The organism is Rhizobium sp. CCGE 510, assembly GCF_000292525.1.
Lineage (GTDB): Bacteria > Pseudomonadota > Alphaproteobacteria > Rhizobiales > Rhizobiaceae > Rhizobium.
The window spans coordinates 59,205-80,640 of the sequence record NZ_AEYF01000055.1; the positions used below are offsets into that span (position 1 = coordinate 59,205).

Below are 21,436 nucleotides of genomic sequence, written 5' to 3' on the forward strand. Positions count from 1 at the left end.
TGCTCGTATCAGCGAGTACGTGGCGGCGGCGATGCCGAGATCTTGTCGAGCGCGCCCTCGATCTCCTTGGAAAGCTCTGTGATCAGCTCCCGGTATTCGGCCACGCGCTCGTCGCGCTTTGGTTCGGTTGAGGTGTTCCATTTCTCCAGCGCCGATTGCGCGTCGGCAAAGTCCCTGCAGATTTCCCGAAAATCCTCACTGCTGGCAGAGAGATCGTCGATCGCCTTGATCCTGGCTGGAAATTGCCGACGGACTGCGGTCACGCCTTCGTCCATGGTTCACTCCTTAACGGCATTTGGAACGCTGCCTCTGCAACGTGTGCCGGGTCCAATCTTCGTGGACGACGGAGGGTTCGTGGAGTATGTTACCGTAACATACGGTCTGGCAGTGATGTGACTCAACGGGGGATTGGGGCAGACATGCAGACGTGGATACCAGCAGAGGGGTCTGCAGCGCCCATTTTTTCAGAGCCTGCGCCCCAAGCCGACGACATCAGCGACCAACTCGAGCGTGTCATCGCCAGCCCGGAATTTCCGGGCGTCGGTCGCGCCGCTGCGTTTCTGCGCTATGTCGTCTCGGAAACCCTCGAGGGTCGAGGCAACCGGATCAAAGCCTATTCGATCGCGATCGAGGTGTTCGGCCGGGATGCCGGCTTCACCCAGGACGATCCTGTGGTCAGGATCGAGGCGGGACGGCTGCGGCGATCGCTTGAGCGCTATTATCTCGTCGCCGGGCAGCATGATCCGGTCAGGATCGACATTCCCAAAGGCGGATATATTCCAACCTTCACCTGGTCCTGTCCGGCGTCAATCGACACCGGAGACGAAGAAGCCGAAGACACATCGCCCTCTGAGGTCCGCTCGGGGCGCTGGTGGGCCGCAAGGCGGGTCTTGTTACCGGGTGCCGCCGCCCTCGCTGCGGCCGCTCTTTCGCTATACTGGATTGGGACCCGGTCTCCGGCTCCCTCGCTCGAACGCGGTGCGAGCCTGTCGCCTGATCGTCCGGCCCTTGTGGTGGCCCCTTTTGCAAATCTCGGAGAAGGGCCGGAGGCGCAGCTCTACACTGCCGGCCTGACCGAGGAACTGATGACCATTCTGCCCCGGTTCAAGGAGATCAAGGTCTTCGGCCGTGAAACGTCCAAGTCCCTCTCTGCGGATGTGGGCACATCGGAGATCCGGACCGAATTCGGCGCACGTTATCTCCTTGCCGGCGGGGTACGCACGTCGGGCAATCGTCTTCGCGTGACGGCCAGGTTGCTCGACACGTCGGACGGCGAAATCCTCTGGTCGGAGAACTATGACAATGACCTCGCATCGGGAGATCTGTTTGCGATCCAAACGGACGTCGCCAGAAAGGTCGCGACCGCCATTGCCCAGCCCTACGGAGTCATGGCGCAGGTCGACTCCGCCAGTCCGCCGCCGGACGACCTGGGCGCCTATCAGTGCACTTTACGATTCTATGCCTATCGTTCGGAACTGAGCGTCGAAGCGCATGCGCGCGTCCGGGATTGCCTCGAAGCCGCGCTCGCGCGGTTTCCGAGCTACGCCACCGCATGGGCGATGCTGTCGATCGTCTACCTCGATGAAGACAGATACAAGTTCAATCCGACAACAGGCCAGGATGCAGCCATACAGCGTGCACTGGATGCCGCCAGGAGGGCAACACAGATCGATCCGAACAATACGCGCGGCCTTCAAGCGCTGATGACCGCGCTGTTCTTCGACAGGCAGCTCGCTGAATCACTTCGTGTGGGAGAGCAGGCGCTCGCCACCAACCCCAACGACACTGAGCTGATGGGCGAGTTCGGAACGCGGCTTGCGATCGCTGGCCAGTGGCAGCGCGGAGCAGCCCTCCTTGATCAGGCCATCGCCCTCAATCCGGGCAGCGGCGGCTTCTACCACGGAACGCGAGCCCTGGCTGCCTACATGCTCTACGACAATGAGACCGCTGTGCTGGAGATCAGGCAGGCGAACATGCAAAAGTTCCCTCTCTTCCATGTTGTCGCCGCCATCATCTATGCCGAGGCCGGGATGATGGACGACGCCCACCGGGAAGGACAGGTGTTCGTCAGCATACGACCGGACTTCCTGCCGAACGTCGTCACCGAACTCGCGATGCGCAACATGCGGCCTGAAGATCGTGACCGCCTGATCGAGGGACTTCGCAAGGCAGGGATGACGGTGCCCGGCCCCGCTACGATCGCGTCGACGGCTACCACCTCGGACCTGCAACCCCGCTGATACTGTCTCCTCGACCGTAACATACCCGATCATACGGGCAAGCCATCTCATCTTCGCATAGTCTGCCTCAGTGCCGACTTCGAGCGCCGCGGCGCGTGGCGTCGAGGCCTGCGCGACCTTGACGGGGCGATGAGGAACAGCTGTGAGCACGAAATCCCGCGATGGCCAAATTCAACCAAACCTTTCCCCAGGTCTAAAATGGATCTCGGCTCTCCTGCTGCTCGGTGTGTTGGCCGGATGTGGCGGCCACCCGAAGAACGTGCTCATCCCGGTTGCCGATAGCGCGCCGAATTCCACCAAGGTCGACATGCTGGTGACCACGACGCGCAGTCGCTCCGCGATACAGGGCGAGATGTTTACGGGCGAGCGCGCACTCGCCCCGGCCTTTGCCGACATCACTGTGTCTATTCCCCCAGCCAACGTCCGCAAGATCGGCGAAGTCGCCTGGCCGAGGCGGCTTCCATCCAACCCGGCAACCGACTTCGCAACCTTGAAAGCCGATGAGATCACCCGCGACGACGCCAAGAAATGGCTGAGCGCCTCGGTCAGGAAGAGCCAAGACCGCAGCGTGCTGGTGTTCATCCATGGCTTCAACAACCGTTTCGAAGACTCCGTCTATCGCTTCGCTCAGATCGTCAAGGATTCCGGCGTCCACAGCACCCCCGTGCTGGTGACATGGCCGTCGCGCGGCAGTCTGCTGGCATACGGATATGACCGGGAGAGCACGAACTACACGCGCAACGCCTTGGAGACGCTCTTCCAGTATCTCGCCAGAGATCCCGAGGTGAAGGAAGTCTCGATCCTTGCGCATTCCATGGGGAACTGGCTGGCGCTGGAAGCGCTTCGCCAGATGGCAATCCGAAATGGTCGACTTCCCGCCAAGTTCGAGAATGTGATGCTGGCCTCGCCCGATGTGGATGTCGACGTCTTCCGCCAGCAGATCGTCGACATGGGCAAGCAGCATCCGAAGTTCACCTTGTTCGTGTCGCGAGACGACCGTGCGCTCGCAGTCTCCCGCAGGGTATGGGGCGACGTCGCCAGACTGGGCGCCATCGATCCCGAACAGGCCCCCTTCAAGAAGGAACTGGCCGACAGCCAGATCACCGTGATCGACCTCACCAAGGTCAAGGCCGGCGACAGCCTGAATCACGGAAAATTCGCGGAATCGCCCGAGGTCGTCCAACTGATCGGTGCGCGAATTTCCAACGGCCAGACGTTGACCGACAGCAAGGTCGGGCTCGGCGACAAAATCCTTGCCGCGACAACAAGCACGGCCGCGGCGGCAGGTAGTGCAGCCGGCCTGATCCTTGCCGCCCCGGTCGCCGTCGTCGATGCCGACACCAGAGATAATTATGCCGGCCAGGTCAGCGGGCTCACCGGTCCTGTCGGCACGAAGCCGCGAGCGCCCGACTGCACTGCCGCAGGCCGATCGAAGGAGTCGTGCAGGCAATAGCGATTCAGGAGCCGGCAAACTTACAGGTTCACAGATCAGGATAGATAATGCCCCTAGTTTCCAAGATCCGCATGATTAGACCGCTGCTCATGGCCGCCGCTCTGGCGTTCATTCTCCTTTGTGCCTCCATCGCTGTGGCGCAGAGCGTGACGCCTGCGAGCCCGCAGCCTGAAAGTGTCCAGCGCTTTATCGGTATGTTTTCGGATCCTGATGTCCAGCGCTTCCTGCAGCAGCAGTCGCAAGCAGCCAAGGTACAGGCGGAACCGTCCTTGGAAACGCCGAACGCCGACCCTTCGTTCTCGGAATTCGCGATGCGATTCCGTGCCCACGCCTCCGGCCTTTTCGGCGCCATCCAGACCTTTCCCCTGGAGACGATGCGCGGCGGAACCGTGCTCGAACGGGATATTCAGGCAAACGGTGGGACGCGGCCGATCTTCCTGATCGCCGCCTTCGTCGCCGCCGGGCTGGCCGCACAATGGCTGTTCTGGTGGATCAGCGCCGGCTGGCGCTCATGGATGGCGCGCGCGCCTTTTGCCACGGTTCTGGAAAGAGTGACCGCACTGACCGCGCGGCTTCTATGGGCGGCATGTTACGTCTTTTCCTTCGGCCTCGGCAGCATCGGCTTCTTCCTGCTGTTCCAATGGCCGCCAGTTATCCGGGAGGTCGTTGTCGGCTATCTTTTCGCGATCGTCCTCTTCCGCCTGGCGAGCGCGCTTTTCGACGTGCTTCTGGCGCCACGGGCGGAGGAAGAGGGTCGGTTCCGCGTCGTACCGATCACCAAGGATGCCGCCGGCCACTGGACGAAACGCCTGGGCTATCTCGTCGGCTGGTATGCCTTTGGCTGGGTGACCATCCGGCTGCTCGGCAACCTCGGCTTTTCCGTCCCGGCCCGGCAACTCGTAGCCTATTCGCTTGGCCTCGTGCTGCTGGTCATCGGCATCGAAGCTGTCTGGAGGCGTCCGTCCCGATTGCCTGCCGGCCAAGCCAGCCGGATCGGCCTGCGGGCGCGAAACTGGCTCTGGACGGTCTATTTCGTTGCCGTCTGGCTGCTGTGGGTGGTCGGCGCCATGAAGCTGTTCTGGATTGCGGTGGTCTGTGCCGCCCTGCCCGGCGCCATCGCCCTCACAAAAGCGTCGGTCAACAATATCCTGCGCTCTTCCGCGACCGACGAGGACGGCCACCAAAGAAGCACTGTCGTCTCGGTGATCGTCGAGCGCGGCATAAGAGCGGCGCTGATCGTCGGCGCCATCGTTCTGCTTGCGGACGCCCTCGATGTCAGGCTGACTGAGATGACGATGCAGGACTCGCCGCTTCTGCGCCTTGTGCGCGGCCTTCTCAGCGCCGGGATCATTCTGCTGGTCGTCGATCTCGCCTGGAATATCGTGAAAGTGCTGATCGATCGCAAGCTCGGCGATACCGAGGCCGTCCTTGAAATCGGCAGCGAACGGGAGCGGCGGCGCACGCGTATCAGAACCCTGCTGCCGATCCTTCGCAATTTCCTGATGATCCTCTTCGCCGTCATCGCGATCATGATGGCACTGTCCTCGCTCGGCGTGGAGATCGGTCCGTTGATCGCAGGGGCCGGCGTGGTCGGTGTCGCTATCGGTTTCGGTGCGCAGACAGTGGTCAAGGACGTCATTAGCGGGATGTTTTATTTGCTGGATGATGCCTTCAGGGTGGGCGAATATATCCAGAGCGGCAGCTACAAGGGCACCGTCGAGTCCTTCAGCCTGAGGTCGGTCAAGCTCAGGCACCAACGCGGCGCGGTCTACATTGTCCCGTTCAGCGAACTCGGCGCCGTACAAAACATGAGCCGCGACTGGGCGATCGAGAAGATGACGATCACCATCACCTACGATTCCGACGTCGAGAAGGCCCGCAAGATCATCAAGAAGATCGGTCTGGAGCTGTTCGAGGATCCGGAATTCAAACCGACGACGATCGAGCCGCTGAAGATGCAGGGGATCGATAGCCTGGGCGACTCCGGACTGCTCCTGCGCATGAAGGTCATGACCCTACCGGGCCAGCAGTTCACGCTGAAGCGGCGGGCCCTGCGAATGATCCATCAGGCTTTCAACGAAAACGGTATCAAGCTCGCCGTACCCACAGTCCAGGTCTCGGGCGGAAAGGACGATGCCGTTGCAGCCGCCGCCCAGCAGACGCTAGCAGCGCACAGCGCGGCGACCGCCGCGAACCCGGCTTAAAGAGCGATACTCTTCGGGCCATGAAGCGAAACACGACAGCAAGGAGGAAGTAAAATGAAGTTCATGAACATCCTATCGCACATGCTTGCGACGCTTGCCGTGCTGATGACGGTTTGCGCGCCCGTCCTCGTTCCGGCGACCGCCGAAGCCCGTCGTGGCGTGGCGGCATGCGGCCCGAGAGGCTGCGGGGCTGCGGCCTGCGGGCCGCGCGGATGCGCCGCGGTCGGACGCGCCCGTCCTGCCTACCGTCCTGCCGTTCGGCCACCCGTCCGGCGCGGTGTCGTGGTCGTCACCCCCCGCCGCTACTGGCGTCCGGGTACCGCCATCGCCGCAGGTGCCGCCATCGGCTTTGTTGCCGGAGCTGCCGCCGTTTCCCTGGCAGGTACGCCACCTCAGTCCGGTCAGTGCTGGTACTACACCTCGCCCGCCAAAACGACGGGCTTCTGGGACGTATGCCCGCGCTAAGCGGCTCGCAGAAAGACTGACGAGTCCGTCTGGTTTTCTTCGTCACCACCCTCCCCACCGTGGGGAGGGCCACGATTTTCGCACCACAAATTTTAGAGGGTATGTTCCATGGATTTCACAGTCATCGACACCGCACTCGTCGGAAAACTTCTGCTGCTGCTGCTGATCGGCATGGGGCCGAAGATCGCCTTGGTGCCGTTTCTGGAAAAGACCCACGCCTTCGATACCGAAACCAAGGTGCGCATCGGCCGCCAGATGGTTCTGATCGCTGTCGTCACCGCCCTCATCCTGTTCGCCACCGGAGCTCTGCTGATGCGGCTGCTCCACATTACCGGCGGCTCAGTCGCCGTTGCCGGCGGCATCATCCTCGCCCTTATCGCCATCAAGATGGCATCAGGACCGACAGAGAAGCCGCACGACGACTTTGCGGCTCCGGTCGACCCGGACAAGCTGGCCATATTTCCGCTCGCCGTCCCATACCTGCTCAATCCTGTCGGCATCACCGTCATCATCATCGCGTCCGGCGAAGTCGTCTCGATCGCAAGCGCGGTACTCGTCATCGCTCTAATCCTGATCGTCGGCGCGTTCGACTATCTGGTGTTCACCAACATCGACAAGCTCGCCAAGCGCATGAAGCCAGTCAGCATGATCGTTTCGGAGGTCGTCTTCGGCATTCTGCTGACCGCAGTGGCAGTCCAGCTGATCGTCGTTGGTCTTGGCAACCTCGGAATTATTACCCCGACCGGTGCGCATTAGAGGCGATAATGCAGGGTTTTTGGCCCGCCGATCCATCAGTATGAGGTCGGCAGCGGAAAAGTGGATCGGTTTTGTTTCAATCCCGATCCGGTCGGAAGTTGACGCCTTGCGAAGCGGACGAGCCAGCCGCGAGGACACGACAACAACCAGCCGACGATACCCCGTCCCCCGCCCAAACGGTCCCTTAGCGAGACAATAGTCGGTTGAAACGCGTCAGCCGACGATCTGGCATCAAGGGGCGGCCGGAAGCGGTTACTCGCCCTCGAAGAGTCCGAGCTGCAGACGGCGGGCTGAGTGGAAATCGTGGCTGTCGATCATCTTGGTCGTCATGTTGCCTGGCCATGTGTGCGGAGGCAAGAAGATCCGGCGTGGCACCTCGACAGATTCACAGTCGCTCATGAACTCGTATGGCCTTTGGGCGCTCGGCTCAGCGAATAAAGGGAACGAAATCCAGATGCCATGGTTAAGCCCTGGAAGCGGCGCCCGGGTCTGCGAGCCGCACGTTGAGATCCAGCCGAGGAGCTTAGTTGTGAATGTCCTGATGTTTAGCAGAGTAAGAAACAGTCGCGACGCTCCGGATGCCGCTTTTGTCACCACCGACGGTGATGAGCGGAAGCTCTACAGGTTCGCTCTGCAGTACGATATGGACGGCAAGAGCTGGGCGACCGAAATATGGGCCTATTCCTCCAAAGATGCGGAAGAGCGCGTGGCGGCGATGCGCGGATCGCTGACGATGTGCGGCCAGCTCTATGGCGAGGTGGAAGCTTAAAGCGGAATGGTGAAGCTCGAGCGGAGCCGCCCCGAGGTTCTTCGCATCTCCGATCATCGGCAACGAAGGTGCTCGTCCTTGTCTCCCGCCCTCGTCCGGAGCTGAAAGCGTCGAAATCGCGAAAATTCTCCACCGATCCAAACGATCCGATTGTCCGGTATCGTACAGCAACGAAGAGCGCGTGTGCGGCTTTCCTTCTTATAACAGGAGGAAAAAATGAAGTCCTCATTGCCAATAAGCTCTGCGTCGGACTGCAAAACAACGTCCGCCATCGAGTCGGAGATCGTCCAGTTGACGCCGGCTTTGCGCGCCTTTGCCCGAAGGTTTCTGCGCAGCGAGGACGACATCGATGATCTCGTGCAGGAAACCCTGCTGAAGGCATTAAACTCGCGACACCTCTACAAGCCGGACACCTCTCTCAAATCCTGGCTGTTCACCATCCTCAGAAATACGTTCTGCACCAACTACCGCCGACAGAAACGCGAGCCGACCGCGATGGACGCGGCCATGGAGCAAGTTGCGATTGCGCCAAGCCAGGAATGGGCGCTGCGGGAGCGCGAGCTGCAACAAGCACTCACCCGACTTCCGGACGACAGGCGCCGCGCGCTGATACTGGTGGCAGCCGGGACGAGCTACGAAGACGCCGCAAAGCTGTGCGGATGTAGGATCGGCACCTTGAAAAGCCGCGTCAGCCGGGCGCGCGGGTCTCTGTTGTCAATGCTCGGAAACGCCCTCGTCGACTGACCCTCATTGCGCAGGCGGCCAGCCAACTATTTGTCCGCGCTTCACTCCCGCAAATGAACGCTAACAGCCGGGCTTTCACGCCTCCGCATGGAACAGTTTGTCTCCGGCGGAGTTCGGCGTGAGCGAAGCGTCCGCCGGGAATTCTTGCTCGGAAAATGTCGAGGCGAAAATGTCAGCGAGATCCAAAAATCACCCCAAAATCGGTAAAGGAAGCCATGCAGCGGGGGGGTGGGGAGCAGCCAGATCGACCGGAGAGATTCTTCTGCGCGAGCACGTGCCGCGATCCGGATCGTCGCTGCTTGCCCATCAAAACAAGGCCGACGGCTATATGTGTGTCAGCTGCGCATGGGCGAAGCCTGCCAAACCTCACCCGATGGAATTCTGTGAAAACGGCGCAAAGGCAACCGCCTGGGAAATCACCTCCCGCCGGGCAGACCGCACCTTTTTCGCCGCCCATACCTTGCAGGAACTCGAAGAGTGGAGCGATCACGACCTTGAGGAGCAAGGCCGCCTGACCCACCCGATGCGCTGGAACAGCGAAACCGATAAATACGAACCGGTGAGCTGGGAGGAAGCCTTTACGGAAATCGGCCGGGAGCTAAGGGGCATCGCTCCCCAGAAAGTCAACTTTTACACCTCCGGGCGGGCCTCGTTGGAAACGGCCTATATGTACCAGCTTTTCGCCCGCATCTTCGGCAGCAACAATCTGCCCGACTCCTCGAATATGTGTCACGAAAGTTCCTCAGTCGCTCTCCCGGAAAGTATCGGCTCCTCCGTCGGTACGGCGATCCTTTCCGATTTCGAGAATTGCGATTGCATTTTCTACATGGCCCAGAACGTCAACACCTCTTCGCCGAGAATGCTTCACGACCTGCAGGATGCCGTCGACAGAGGCGTGAAAATCGTCACCTTCAACCCGTTGCGCGAACCCGGTCTCGAACATTTCATCAATCCGCAAATGCCGAGCCAGATGCTGACTGGCCGTTCGACGCCGATCTCCTCCGAATATTACCAGGTGAGAAACGGCGGCGACATTGCAGCTCTCTTCGGCGTCAGCAAGGCGCTGATCGAAGCCGACGATGCGCTGAAGGCATATGGGATGAGCAAGGTTGCCGGTACCGATGCCGTGCCGAAAGATCCGTCGAATGCTGCAACGGTCGCCTTTGCCGCCTCCATGGCGGCAGCTGACAGGAGGCATGTTCTCGACCATGATTTCATCCAGACACACACTGCAGGCTTCGAGGAATTTGCCGATGCGGCGCGCGGACACGATTGGGCCGAGTTGGAGCGGGTGTCGGGTCTGACCCGCGAACAGATGACCCAGGCAGCACACACCTATGCCAAGGCCGAAGCCGTGCTGATGATCTACGGCATGGGGCTGACCCAGCACGTGTTGGGCGTTCAGAATGTTCATATGGTCGTCAATCTTGCTCTTCTGCGCGGGAATATCGGCAAACCTGGCGCCAATATTTGTGCTGTGCGCGGTCACTCGAACGTTCAGGGGCAGCGCACGGTCGGAATAACCGAAAAGCCGGGCCTGGCGCCCCTCGACAAGCTGTCGGAACTCTACCGCTTCGATCCGCCGACCTGGGAGGGTCGCTCGACTGTCGATACCTGCAAGGCGATCATGCAAGGCGAGGCCAAGGCCTTTGTCAGCCTCGGCGGTAATTTCCTGCGCGCCGTACCGGAAACGGAAGCGATGGAAGCAGGCTGGCGAAAGCTTCGCCTGAGCGTCCAGATCGCCACGAAGCTCAACCGCAGCCATGTCATCCACGGCGAGATCGCCTATCTCTTGCCCTGTCTCGGCCGCCTGGAGATCGACGAACAAGCAAGCGGTCCCCAAGCCGTCTCCATCGAAAGCTCGTGGCGCATTTCCACGGATCGCGCGGCAGGGCAAAGCCCGCGAGCCAGGAACTCCTGTCGGAGCCTGCGATCATCGCCGGCATTGCCAAGGCAACGCTGACGAAAGGCCGTGTACCCTGGGACGAATGGGTTGGCGATTACTCGAAAATTCGCGATGCGATCGAAGGGACCTATCCCGAAACCTTCAGAGACTTCAACAAACGCATGTTCCAGCCGGGCGGCATTCCGCGGCCGGTACCGGCGCGGCAGCGCAAATTCGCCACGTCGAACAAGAAAGCCAATTTCATAACGCCGTCGCGGCTCTTTCCGGAATTCGACATCGACCCCGCCGCAGGCGAGGTTCTGAACCTCGCCACCCTGCGCTCGAACGACCAGTTCAACACGACGATCTACGGCTATGGCGACCGCTACCGCGGTGTCGATGGCACCAGAAAGGTCGTCTTCATGAACGAGGAGGACATAAAGCGACTGGGCTTTAAGGATGGCGATTTCGTCGATCTGACGACCGCTATCGATTTCGCGGCGACGCGCCGTGTCACCGGCTTCAGGGTCGCCCGGCATGACATGCCAAAGGGATGCTGCGCGGCCTATTACCCGGAGGCGAACCCGCTCTTTCCGCTGGCCCACCACGACGCGAAAGCCAAGACCCCATCTTACAAGCTGTTGCCGGTGAGCCTCAGCCTCTCCGGCACCTCATCGCCATCCTGATTCAGGAGCGCGGCGATGGGCGCGACAAGACATTTCAATTGGTTTGCGACAGGATCGCTCCTCTGCATGCTGCTCATCGGCGTATCCATCGGATGGGCACGACATCCGCGCCAATATCGGGCCGACCCGCCTGTCACTTCAGCCCTTGACCAGTTCCGGCTGACGCCCGGCCGCATCGGCGGCACACCGCCGGACGTCTATTTTGCCCTCGGCAAACCCTATGAGGCGACGGCCTATGATTTGAGCCAGGGCAAGCGCCTTTATTCCTGGTTCGGCTGCTCTACTTGCCATGGAGATGGACGCGGCGGAACAGGTCCCTCCTTCCTCGACGGGTGGTGGTTCTATGGTCCTGAAATGGTATCGGTCGTGGCGTCCATTCGCGACGGCCGGCCTCACGGCATGCCGTCCTACGCGAACAAGATGACAAGCGACCAAATCTGGCAACTCGCTGGTTATGTCAGGACGATCGGCGCCTATTCCACGCCCTATACCGCGCCGAGCCGCAATGACGATAAGCATACGAGACCGTCCGAGAACCGCGCACCGGCCGCGGGTCTTTTCGAGGAAGGACCGGCCGGCGTCCGTTCCGATCGAGGTGTCCAGCCTTGAAAATCGCCCCGGCATGCGTGCTTTTTCTCTCCGGTTGTGCCGGTCGACAATCGGCACTGGATGCGGGCGGGCCGTCCGCATCGGCGCTCGAAAACCTCATATTTCTATTCGTCGCCGTCTGCAGCATCGTCTTCGTGCTGGTCATGGGCGTCATGGCCTGGGCTTTGCTTCGTGCAAGGAACCAGACGCCTGGCAGGCCGCAGACCGAGCGGTCCATGGGCAGGGTGGTGGCCGGCGCAATCGTCGCAACATTCGTCGTGATCACTTTCCTGACCGCGGCCAGCTTTTACGCTACCCCCAGCCTCGATCGTGGGCAGGCTAACACCCCGACGATCGTCGTTCGCGGGCAACAATGGTGGTGGCAGTTCATCTACCTCGATCCCGACCCTGCAAAGTCTTTCCAGACCGCCAATGAGCTGCATATCCCCGTCGGAACGGATATCCGCCTTCGCCTGGAGGCAAGCGACGTCATCCATTCCTTTTGGGTCCCGAACCTCACAGGAAAGCAGGATCTGGTTCCCGGACGTGAAAATGCGTTGACGCTTCACGCCAGCAAACCCGGCGTCTACCGCGGTCAGTGCGCCGAGTTTTGCGGCCTGCAGCACAGCCATATGGCATTGCTGGTCGTCGCCGAGGAGCCCGAGGACTATGCCCGCTGGCTGGCAGCGCAAAGGGCCGCAGCAGCCCCGGTGGATGGTGAGGCGGCTGCGGGAAAGCTGGTGTTCATGAGCAAGCCCTGCGCCGCCTGCCATACGATCCGCGGCACCGAGGCATCCGGCACCACAGGTCCTGACCTCACCCATATCGGCAGCCGGAGCACGATCGGCGCCGGACTACTGGAGAATACGCGGGGCTCGATTGCTGCATGGATTGCCGATCCGCAAACGCTGAAGCCCGGAAACAACATGCCGTTGGTTCCCGTCACCAGTGAAGAGTTGCGCCAATTGAGCGCCTATATGAGGGAGCTCCAATGATATGGCGCGGTAAAATTCCCTCCCCCGCTGATCTGGCGGCCGGCGACGAAAAGGCCGAGGCCCTTCTCCGGCGCACCTGGTCGACGCCGTCAGGGCTGCTGGCGGCGCTCTCCACGGTCGATCACAAGGTCATCGGCCGTCGCTATATCGCCACTGCCTTCGTCTTTCTGATGCTTGGCGGCATTCTGGCGCTGGCGATGCGCCTGCAGCTCGCTTTCCCGGAGGCCCGTTTCATCAGCGCGGACCGTTATAACCAGATCTTCACCGTGCATGGGAGCAACATGATGTTCCTGTTCGCAGTGCCGGTGATGGAGGCGATGGCGGTCTATCTCGTTCCGCTGATGGTCGGTACCCGCAACATTGCCTTTCCCAGGCTGAATGCCTTTTCTTACTGGATGTTTGTCGCCGGAGGGCTGGTTCTGTGGATCTCTCTTGCCCTCGATACCGCTCCCGATGTCGGATGGTTCGCCTATGTGCCTCTTTCGGGCCCGCAATACGGCGCGGGCAAGCGGGTAGATATCTGGGCCCAGATGATCACCTTCACGGAAGTCTCGGCCCTTGCCGTTGCCGTCGAAATCGTCGTGACCGTCTTCAAGCTGCGGGCCCCCGGCATGTCGCTCGACCGCATCCCAATCTTCGTCTGGTCGATGCTTGTCACCGCCTTTCTGGTCATCATGGCAATGCCGGCGATCATGCTCGCCAGTTCGTCGCTCATTCTCGATCGCTTGGTCGGCACCCAGTTCTTCAATCCGGCGGAGGGCGGCGATGCCCTTCTCTGGCAGCATCTGTTCTGGTTCTTCGGGCATCCGGAAGTTTATATCATTTTCCTGCCCGCCGTCGGCATGGTGTCGGCGATGATCTCCACCTTCACGCAGCGCCCCACCTTCGGCTATTTGCCGTTGGTGCTGGCGATGATTGCCACAGGCGTTCTCGCCTTCGGTCTCTGGGTGCACCACATGTTCGTGGCCGGCCTGCCGCGCTTGGGCAGCAGCTTCTTCACCGCATCAAGCATGGCGATTGCCATTCCGGCCGGGACCCAGATCTTCTGCTGGCTGGCGACACTGTGGGATGGCCGCCCCATCTTCAAGACACCGATGCTTTTCATCATCGGTTTCCTCATTACCTTCGTTATCGGCGGGCTGACCGGGATTATGGTGGCGTCGGTGCCGTTCGATAGCCAGGTTCACGACACTTATTTCGTCGTGGCGCATTTCCATTATGTGCTGATCGGCGGGTCGGTCTTCCCGCTGATCGGCGCGATCTATTACTGGTTCCCAAAGATGACCGGCCGGATGATGAGCGAGAGGCTCGGCCGCTGGGCCTTCGGGCTGATCTTCACCGGCTTCCACCTCACCTTTTTCCCGATGCACATCCTGGGCCTGCAAGGCATGCCGCGGCGGATCTACACCTATCCGCCAGATCTGCCCTGGGCGGGTCTGAACCTCTTCGTCAGCCTCAGTGCTGTCATCCTCGCCGCCGGCTTCCTGGTCTTCGTCGTCGACGTCCTGCGCAGCTATCGGCATGGCCCGCCGGCCGGCGCCAATCCCTGGAACGCCTCGACACTGGAATGGGCGATGCCCTCGCCACCGCCTCCCTATAACTTCCGGCATATTCCCGTCGTCGAATCCCGAGAGCCGCTCTGGTGGTCGCGCGAGACGCTGCCAGTGGCAACTGGATTGCGGCTCGACCGGCGCGAACTGATCGTCAGCAGCGTCACATCAGCCGATCCGGAAGCCCGGGAATCCTCGCCAGCCGATTCCATCTGGCCATTCCTGGCAGCCATTGCGACGACCGTCATGCTGATTGCCTCGATCTTCAGCCCCTGGGCGGTGATCTGGGGGGCAATTCCGGTGGCGGTCACGCTGACCGGATGGTTCTGGCCGAAGCAAACGCCGGAGGACGAGTCGTGAAAGAACGCATAGCCCTCGATCTGTCGAAACTTCCCCCACACGGCATGGGCAGTGCAAGTCTGACCTTCTGGGGCACCAGCGCCTTCATGCTGATCGAAGGGACGGGCTTTGCTCTGGCGATCGCCGTCTATTTCTACCTGATGAGCCTGGCGCCGCAGTGGCCGATCAAAGCTCCTCCTCCGGATCTTCCTGCCGGAACCATCCTGACCCTGCTCCTTCTTGTCAGCGTGGTGCCGAACATTTTGGTATCGCGATGGGCAAAGCAGAGGGACCTTCGCAAGGTGCGGGCGGGACTGGTGGTCATGGCGTTACTCGGCATTCTTCCCCTGATACCCCGCGCCTTCGAATTTCCTGCCCTCCATATCGGTTGGGACAACAACGCCTATGGATCGATCGTCTGGACCATGCTCGGCCTGCATACGACCCACATCGTCACCGACCTCATCGATACCATCGTTCTTGCCTGCCTGATGTTTTCAAAGCACGGAGACAATGCGCGGCGCTACGGCGACGTCGAGGACAACGCGCTTTACTGGAACTTTGTCGTCCTGACATGGCTTCCCCTTTACGGATGCCTCTATTGGGTGCCGCGGTTATGAGATCAGGACGCGCATTGATGTTTCTTGCTGCCATTGCGGCAAGCCACCCGGCAGTCGCGCATGAAGACCATGTGCATTCGAGTTCGCTCCCATGGACTGCCGATCCCTGGATACTCGTGCCGCTTGGTCTCAGCGCAATCCTCTATGGCTGCGGCAGCCTTCGCTTACCCGTGCGATCACTTGCAAGCCGTCGTGCCGTCGTACGTCGGACCTTGATCTTCTGGAGCGGCTGGCTCGTGCTTGCCGGCGCGCTTGTCTCTCCGCTGCATTGGCTGGGAGAACAGCTGTTTACCGTTCACATGATCGAGCACGAACTGGTTATGGCGGTTTCCGCGCCGCTCATCGTGCTTGCGCGCCCTCCGGCGGTGCTGCTCTGGGGCTTTCCGAGGACCATCAGGCGCCGGACGGGACAGGCCCTTGCCAACAAGACGGTGCGCAGAACATGGACCTTCCTCAGCAGCGGCACGGTTGCAACGCTGGTGCATGGCATGGCGATCTGGGCGTGGCACGCGCCTGTGCTGTTCGACGCGGCTGTCGAAAGCGTTCCCCTCCACCGCCTGCAGCACCTTTGCTTTTTTGCGAGCGCCATCCTGTTCTGGTGGTCCGTCATCTGGAAGACCAACAGGGGGCTTGCCGCCTGGCATCTTTTCCTGACCATGCTGCATATGAGCATCCTCGGCGCCCTGATCGCGCTTTCACCAAACGTACTCTATGGCCTGCAGACACGAGCCTCGGAGGATTGGGGGCTCTTGCCGCTCGAAGATCAGCAAATGGCAGGCCTGGTGATGTGGGTGCCCGCAGGGGTGATCTACGCAGTTGTTGCCCTGGTGTTGGCAGCCCTTTGGATCAGGGACTCGGGGAAAGGAGGCGCAGGTGGAACACGCATCATCGCCCGGTAGGTCCCTGCGCCCGATCTTCGTCATAGGCGCGTGTGCGCTGAGCCTGACCGCGGCATTGGCTTTGACCGACATCTATCGTGGGCGATCCGAAAGACAAGCAACGGCTATCGCCATGACAAAAGGCGACCCCGCCCGCGCGCCGGTGATCTTTCGCCGATACGGATGCAGCGGATGTCATACGATCCCGGGCATCCACGGTGCCGACGGCAAGGTGGGCGGCGATCTCTCTGGTCTGCGCGAGCAGGTCTATATCGCCGGCGTGCTCAACAATTCCGCCGACAACCTCGTTGGCTGGATCGTCGCGCCTCAGGCCTATTCTTCCAAGACGGCGATGCCCGCTACTGGAATATCGGAGAACGAGGCGCGCGATTTGGCCGCCTATCTTTATGCTCGCTGATGCGCCCGCCTTTTCCCGTCAACGGCGGCGGCTGCCGTCAGTGAGCAAGGGATCCTTTGCCCGTGTCCCAGGACAAGGGATTATCGTTTTCTAATACAGACAATAAGCGCATGATCTATTGCCGGCAAAGGAGATTGAACATGGACCGGGTAATGGTGGAGAAACATTTGCAGCAGGCGCGAGAGCATGTCGTGTTGGGAGAACAGCACATCGCTCGGCAGCGCGAGATTGTGGTCGAACTGACCGCCCTTGGCGCCGACTTGAGGGAAGCGGAGCGCCTTCTACTGAATTTCGAAGAGTCGCAGGTCATGCACGTTGCTCACCTCGATCGGCTTAAGGCGGAGTTGCTTGCGCTGTGATCGGAAGCATGACGCCGGCTGCTAGGCCAAGGCGAACATTGCGAACTATCGATCGACAGGGCGATCGATTGACTAGGCGACTATGCCCCGCGAGACGTGCCGATAGCATTTTGCAAAGCTTCCACCAGCCGCGGCATATCGATAGGTTTGGCACAGCAACCCATCAACCGGAACCTTGCCGGCAGAACGGAGGCATCATAGCCGGTTGTGAACACAAAGGGGATATTGCGCTCCATCAGCAAATCAGCAAGCGGGTATACCTGCTTGCCCTGCAGGTTGACGTCCAGAATCGCTGCGTCAAGGACATCAGGCGTCGCCAGCAGCTCGATCGCACGCTCCAGCGATTGCGCTGGGCCGACCACCACGGCGCCGGCATCAGCCAACTCCTGGGACAGGTCCTCCGCCAGCATGAATTCGTCCTCGACGACCAACACATGACAACCGTGCAGGGACCCTTCAGCCATGTCCTTCATCCTCGATCAGATTGCTGAGGGAAACCGGGATCCCGATCATACAATGGATCCCGTCATCGCCAATTGAATAGGAGGTCTTCGCATCGAGCTGGTAGGGCAGCGCTCGCTCGATCAGTTCTCGACCTTGGCCACCCCCTTGCGGTCCAGAATTGGCGGGCGGCATCTCCACCTGGCTCTCCCGCCAGTCGACATGAAGCCATGGCTTGCCGCCTTCGCCTTGTTGCTCGATACGCCAGATGATAGCCAGATGCGCCTGAGGTTGACTAAGCGCTCCATATTTGGCGGCGTTGGTGCCAAGCTCATGCATCGCCAATGCCATCGTCTGCACAGTCGTCGAGCGAAGCCTCACGCCGTCCGGACCTTCCAGAGTGATCCGGTCCGTCTCGCTTTCCGATACGCCGTGGGCTGCAAGTTCAGAGCGGATGAGTTGATCGAAAGTGATCCGATCCCCCTCCTGCAACCGCGATAACAGGCCCTGCACTCGCGCCAGCACATCCAGGCGATCACGGAACCTCTCCTGGAAATCCGCCAGATCGGTGCTGGTGCGCATGGTCTTGTCGGCAATCGACCGAACGACGGCCATCAGGTTGCGCGTCCGGTGCTGAAGCTCGGCGACGAGAACTTTCATACGGTCGGCAGAGGTTTTTTCATCCGTGATATCGCGGCCGATCCCACCGATCTGCTTGACATTCCCGTCCTCGCCGACAAGCGGGAAGTCCGCACTCCGCAACCAGCGGATCTCGTGGTCCGAGGCGCGCCTGATACGGTACTCGAATTCCACGCGCTCGCCATCTCGCACCCGGCCGATTTCGGAAAGCGCCTGTTCCCGGTCTTCGGGAACGATGAGTTCGGCCCAACTGCGGAAATTGTTGCCGGTCATCGCCTGCTCTCGCTCGACACCATAAATGGTTTCGAAAGCCGGCGTCAGATAGACCCATTGCAGCGTCTCGGCGTCGCGGATCCACAGCACGTCGGAGGAGGCTTCGCCAAACAGGCGGAACTGCTCCTCCCCTTGTCGCAAAGCTGCTTGTGCCTGTTTTCGTGCCGAGATGTCGATGCAGAACTCAACGGTCGTGCCGTCGCCAAGATCGCGCCCGGCAAACAACAACCAGCGACGCGTCCCGTCGGCGAGGAAGTATTCTTTCTCGTATGGCCCGATCTTGCCCGTTTCTTTCAGAGCGTCCATCTGGGCCTCGCTCTCGGCAAGGTGCTCATCCGGGGTTAGCCGGCGCCAGTGCAGTTCGGCGCGCTCCATTTGCGAGCGACTGTAGCCGGACATCTTCAAGAAGACGTCGTTGGCGTCGAATATGACGCCTTCCTGATCGAAAAAGATCACTCCGACCGCATCGGTCTCCAGGACGCGCTGCAAGCGCTCCTCGCTGCGCCGAAGCGCCACCTCCGCCTCGTAAGTGGCGGTCAGGTCGGTAAAGGTAACGACAGCACCGCTGATATAGTTGTCGACACTGCGATACGGCAGGGCGCGTGCAGCGTAATGCCGGTCATTGGCGGGGTCGCTGACCTTTCTGTCGACGGGCATCAGTGTTCTGAGAACGAGACGAACATCGTCCAGCAGTTCGGGATAGGCGACGCGTGATACGACATGGTCGAGCGGCCGCCCGACGTCCGTGTCAAGCAGATGGAAGATTTCGGTGGCCGCCGGCGTGAAACTCCTGACGCGCAGATCATTATCGAGGAAAACCGTGGCTATCTGCGTCGCCTCGAGGAGGTTCTTCAAGTCCGAATTCGTCCGGTCAAGTTCGGTAACCCGATGGGCAAGCTCACCGTTGACGGTCTGCAGCTCCTCGTTGACCGACTGCAGTTCTTCCTTTGAAGTCTCCATCTCCTCGTTGGCCGACTGCAGCTCTTCGTTGATCGACTGATATTCTTCGTTGGACGATTTGAGTTCCTCGTTTGTCGATTCCAGCTCCTCGATTGTCGCCTGCAGCCGGTCACGCGTAACGCGCAGGTCGGTCTCCAGCCGCTGGACATGCTCTTCGCTTGTCAACCGTCCTCCGTCAGGCGCCGTCCCCTCGGCCACCTGCCCGGCGTCTTGAAACAGCACGATCAGCGAAGTGACGTCGCCGCTGCCAAGCGGTTCGACGATGATATTGACGGCGTAGGTGCGATCGTCCTGGCGCAGCAGCACCCTTGGAACCTCGACCTTGACGGCTTCAGTCGTTGCACGCTGCAGGGCTGAGCGCATGTCGAGCCGAAGATCGCGATGGGCAAGGCTCAGGAGATTGAGCGTCGCCGTTCCCGATGCCGGTTCGAGGTAGCGGCCCGTGCGTCCTGAGAAATGCAGCACGTCATAGTGCGAATCAACGACCACATAGGCTGGGGCAAAGCGCTCCGCGACGACCTCCGCTTGGCGACTGATCGTCGCTGACAGCCGCCCGGTCTGCAGCATGGGAGCAGGTATCGAGAGTGCATGGTCGGGGCTACGCGGGCGCGGACTGAGCGGAAAGTCCGGAATAATGCGGATTGCCGTCTCCAGCCTTCGAAACAGCCGATTTTTGCGGTCGACGGGCGCAAAAAGCTTGGCGTGCCGGGTGACGTTCTCCGAAGACCCCAAAAACAGAATGCCGCTTGATCTGAGGGCAAAGTGAAAGATCGGAATGACCCTGTTTTGCAGATCGCTGTCGAGATAGATCAGCAGGTTTCTGCAAGACAAGATGTCGATGCGGGAAAATGGCGCGTCCTTGACGATGTTGTGCGGCGAGAAGATGCACATCTCCCGCAATTCCTTGACGACGCAATAGGTGTCGCCTTCACGCACGAACCAGCGGGCAAGGCGTTCGGGCTGGACTTGCGACGTTATCGCGGCAGGATAGCGACCGGCGCGCGCAATCCCCAGCGCGCGGGCGTCGAGATCCGTCGCAAATATCTGCACGTCTGGCGGGTAGTCCATGGTCGCCATATGCTCTCGCAGCAGCATGGCGATCGAGTAAGCTTCCTCGCCGGTGGCGCAGCCCAGCACCCAGACGCGCAATTGGTCCGTTGGTTCCTTGCCCTCGAACAGCCTTGGAATCTCCCGTTCAAGCGCTTCGAACTCGCCGGGATCCCTGAAAAACTGCGTGACGCCGATCAGCAGGTCCTGAAAGAGGTTCTGAACTTCGTCACGGCTAGTGCGTAGCCGCTCGATATAGGCGTCAATGCTGCCGATCTGCAGCACCTGCATGCGTCGCTGAACCCGCCGCGTGAAGGTCCCGCGCTTGTATCCATGGAAATCGTGGCTGGTGACATTGCGAAGAACGGTGGCAATTTGGATAAGGTGCGCCTCCATGCCGCCGCTCGGCGGCTCGTCGTCCAGGCCAGCATCTTCTTCCTCGATAACGTTGCTCGCATAAAGCGCGATCTGCGTTGCGATGCTCTGGGCCGGCAGACGCAAGTCGGCAATCGCCACTGCCCCTCTCCCTTCTTCGGGAGATCCATTTTCGCTTTCGTTTATCTCCACGATCGAGAGGCCGCCGAACTTCTTGGTTGCCGCGACCCCGGCGGTGCCGTCGTTATCCAGCCCCGCCAGGACCACAGCAATCGCCCGCTCATGGGCGTGTTCTGCCAGCGAGATCAACATCGTGTCGACCGTGCCACGATGGCCGACGGGTTCGGAGGCCGGCCGGACGCGGATATGACCGTCTTCGAGTGTCATCATATCGTCGGAGCCACCGATGTAGATGTGATCCTGAAGGATCCGCTCGCCATCGACTGCGACGGTCACCGCCAGTCTGTCCTGCCGGCCCAGCATTTCAAGGACGGTCGCAGCACTGAGGCCCTCCTGCTGGTGCACTGTCACAAGGTAGGACGCGCCCAGGCTCACGCCGGTCTCGGAAAATATCTGTTCGAGCGAGCGAAGCGACTGCGCTGAAACCGCAATACCGACCAGCACGAGCGGCTGTTCGAGCTGATCCCGTTCAGGCGCGGCTGCCGGTTGCTCCATATTGTCCTGTTCGTCGTACGCCATCGTCGATCCATGTCTCTGTTGCACCGACTTTAGACGTTCGGCACGGCACAAAG

General features: G+C 60.7%; 17 protein-coding genes and 1 pseudogene. 15 read left to right on the forward strand and 3 right to left on the reverse strand.

Annotation, left to right across the window (positions count from 1 at the left end; genetic code table 11):
* Positions 1-8: 8 nt before the first annotated feature.
* Positions 9-275, reverse strand: coding sequence for a hypothetical protein (locus RCCGE510_RS31160; protein ID WP_007637104.1), 267 nt, complete (start codon positions 273-275; stop codon positions 9-11).
* Between the two features lie 144 nt (positions 276-419).
* Here RCCGE510_RS31160 and RCCGE510_RS31165 point away from each other — a divergent pair, with 144 nt between their 5' ends.
* The 15 genes and pseudogenes from RCCGE510_RS31165 to RCCGE510_RS31235 all read left to right on the forward strand — a co-directional run bounded on the left by RCCGE510_RS31165 (position 420) and on the right by RCCGE510_RS31235 (position 16,949).
* On the forward strand, positions 420-2,240 hold the full coding sequence (locus tag RCCGE510_RS31165; protein WP_007637105.1) for a hypothetical protein: 1,821 nt from the start codon (positions 420-422) through the stop codon (positions 2,238-2,240).
* A gap of 142 nt (positions 2,241-2,382) precedes the next feature.
* Complete coding sequence (locus RCCGE510_RS31170; RefSeq protein WP_037080567.1) at positions 2,383-3,693, forward strand: alpha/beta hydrolase; 1,311 nt, start codon at positions 2,383-2,385, stop codon at positions 3,691-3,693.
* 47 nt (positions 3,694-3,740) lie between these two features.
* The gene (locus tag RCCGE510_RS31175; RefSeq protein ID WP_037080570.1) at positions 3,741-5,897 is read left to right on the forward strand and encodes a mechanosensitive ion channel family protein; all 2,157 of its coding nucleotides are present in this window, start codon (positions 3,741-3,743) and stop codon (positions 5,895-5,897) included.
* A 54-nt stretch (positions 5,898-5,951) separates the two neighbouring features.
* Positions 5,952-6,362, forward strand: coding sequence for a hypothetical protein (locus RCCGE510_RS31180; protein WP_007637108.1), 411 nt, complete (start codon positions 5,952-5,954; stop codon positions 6,360-6,362).
* Positions 6,363-6,470: 108 nt separating this feature from the next.
* Positions 6,471-7,118, forward strand: a complete 648-nt coding sequence (locus tag RCCGE510_RS31185) for a MarC family protein (protein WP_007637109.1) — start codon at positions 6,471-6,473, stop codon at positions 7,116-7,118.
* 541 nt (positions 7,119-7,659) lie between these two features.
* Positions 7,660-7,887, forward strand: a complete 228-nt coding sequence (locus tag RCCGE510_RS35005) for a hypothetical protein (RefSeq protein WP_052029525.1) — start codon at positions 7,660-7,662, stop codon at positions 7,885-7,887.
* A gap of 216 nt (positions 7,888-8,103) precedes the next feature.
* On the forward strand, positions 8,104-8,631 hold the full coding sequence (locus tag RCCGE510_RS31195; protein WP_007637111.1) for a sigma-70 family RNA polymerase sigma factor: 528 nt from the start codon (positions 8,104-8,106) through the stop codon (positions 8,629-8,631).
* Between the two features lie 169 nt (positions 8,632-8,800).
* Positions 8,801-11,202: pseudogene (locus RCCGE510_RS31200) on the forward strand (FdhF/YdeP family oxidoreductase).
* Positions 11,203-11,217: 15 nt separating this feature from the next.
* Positions 11,218-11,811 carry a cytochrome c gene (locus RCCGE510_RS31205; RefSeq protein WP_007637112.1) on the forward strand — a complete coding sequence of 198 codons (594 nt, stop codon included), beginning with the start codon at positions 11,218-11,220 and terminating at the stop codon, positions 11,809-11,811.
* Positions 11,808-12,785, forward strand: a complete 978-nt coding sequence (gene coxB, locus RCCGE510_RS31210) for a cytochrome c oxidase subunit II (RefSeq protein WP_007637113.1) — start codon at positions 11,808-11,810, stop codon at positions 12,783-12,785. Before RCCGE510_RS31205 ends, coxB begins: the two co-directional genes overlap by 4 nt.
* Positions 12,782-14,695: a cytochrome c oxidase subunit I gene (ctaD, locus tag RCCGE510_RS31215; protein ID WP_007637115.1), complete on the forward strand. Its 1,914-nt coding sequence runs from the start codon at positions 12,782-12,784 to the stop codon at positions 14,693-14,695. Before coxB ends, ctaD begins: the two co-directional genes overlap by 4 nt.
* Positions 14,692-15,294, forward strand: coding sequence for a cytochrome c oxidase subunit 3 (locus RCCGE510_RS31220; protein WP_007637117.1), 603 nt, complete (start codon positions 14,692-14,694; stop codon positions 15,292-15,294). Before ctaD ends, RCCGE510_RS31220 begins: the two co-directional genes overlap by 4 nt.
* Entirely contained in the window at positions 15,291-16,193 is a 903-nt protein-coding gene (locus RCCGE510_RS31225) for a cytochrome c oxidase assembly protein (protein ID WP_037080574.1), read from the forward strand. The genes RCCGE510_RS31220 and RCCGE510_RS31225 overlap by 4 nt, the downstream gene beginning before the upstream one ends.
* Complete coding sequence (locus tag RCCGE510_RS31230; RefSeq protein WP_037080578.1) at positions 16,168-16,590, forward strand: c-type cytochrome; 423 nt, start codon at positions 16,168-16,170, stop codon at positions 16,588-16,590. The genes RCCGE510_RS31225 and RCCGE510_RS31230 overlap by 26 nt, the downstream gene beginning before the upstream one ends.
* Positions 16,591-16,730: 140 nt before the next feature.
* Complete coding sequence (locus RCCGE510_RS31235) at positions 16,731-16,949, forward strand: hypothetical protein (RefSeq protein ID WP_007637120.1); 219 nt, start codon at positions 16,731-16,733, stop codon at positions 16,947-16,949.
* A gap of 80 nt (positions 16,950-17,029) precedes the next feature.
* Here the strand turns inward: RCCGE510_RS31235 and RCCGE510_RS31240 are convergent, their stop codons facing one another.
* Positions 17,030-17,413 (reverse strand): response regulator, encoded by a 384-nt coding sequence (locus RCCGE510_RS31240; protein ID WP_007637121.1) that lies wholly within the window; start codon positions 17,411-17,413, stop codon positions 17,030-17,032.
* Entirely contained in the window at positions 17,406-21,383 is a 3,978-nt protein-coding gene (locus tag RCCGE510_RS31245; RefSeq protein WP_007637122.1) for a CheR family methyltransferase, read from the reverse strand. Before RCCGE510_RS31245 ends, RCCGE510_RS31240 begins: the two co-directional genes overlap by 8 nt.
* Between the last annotated feature and the right edge of the window lie 53 nt (positions 21,384-21,436).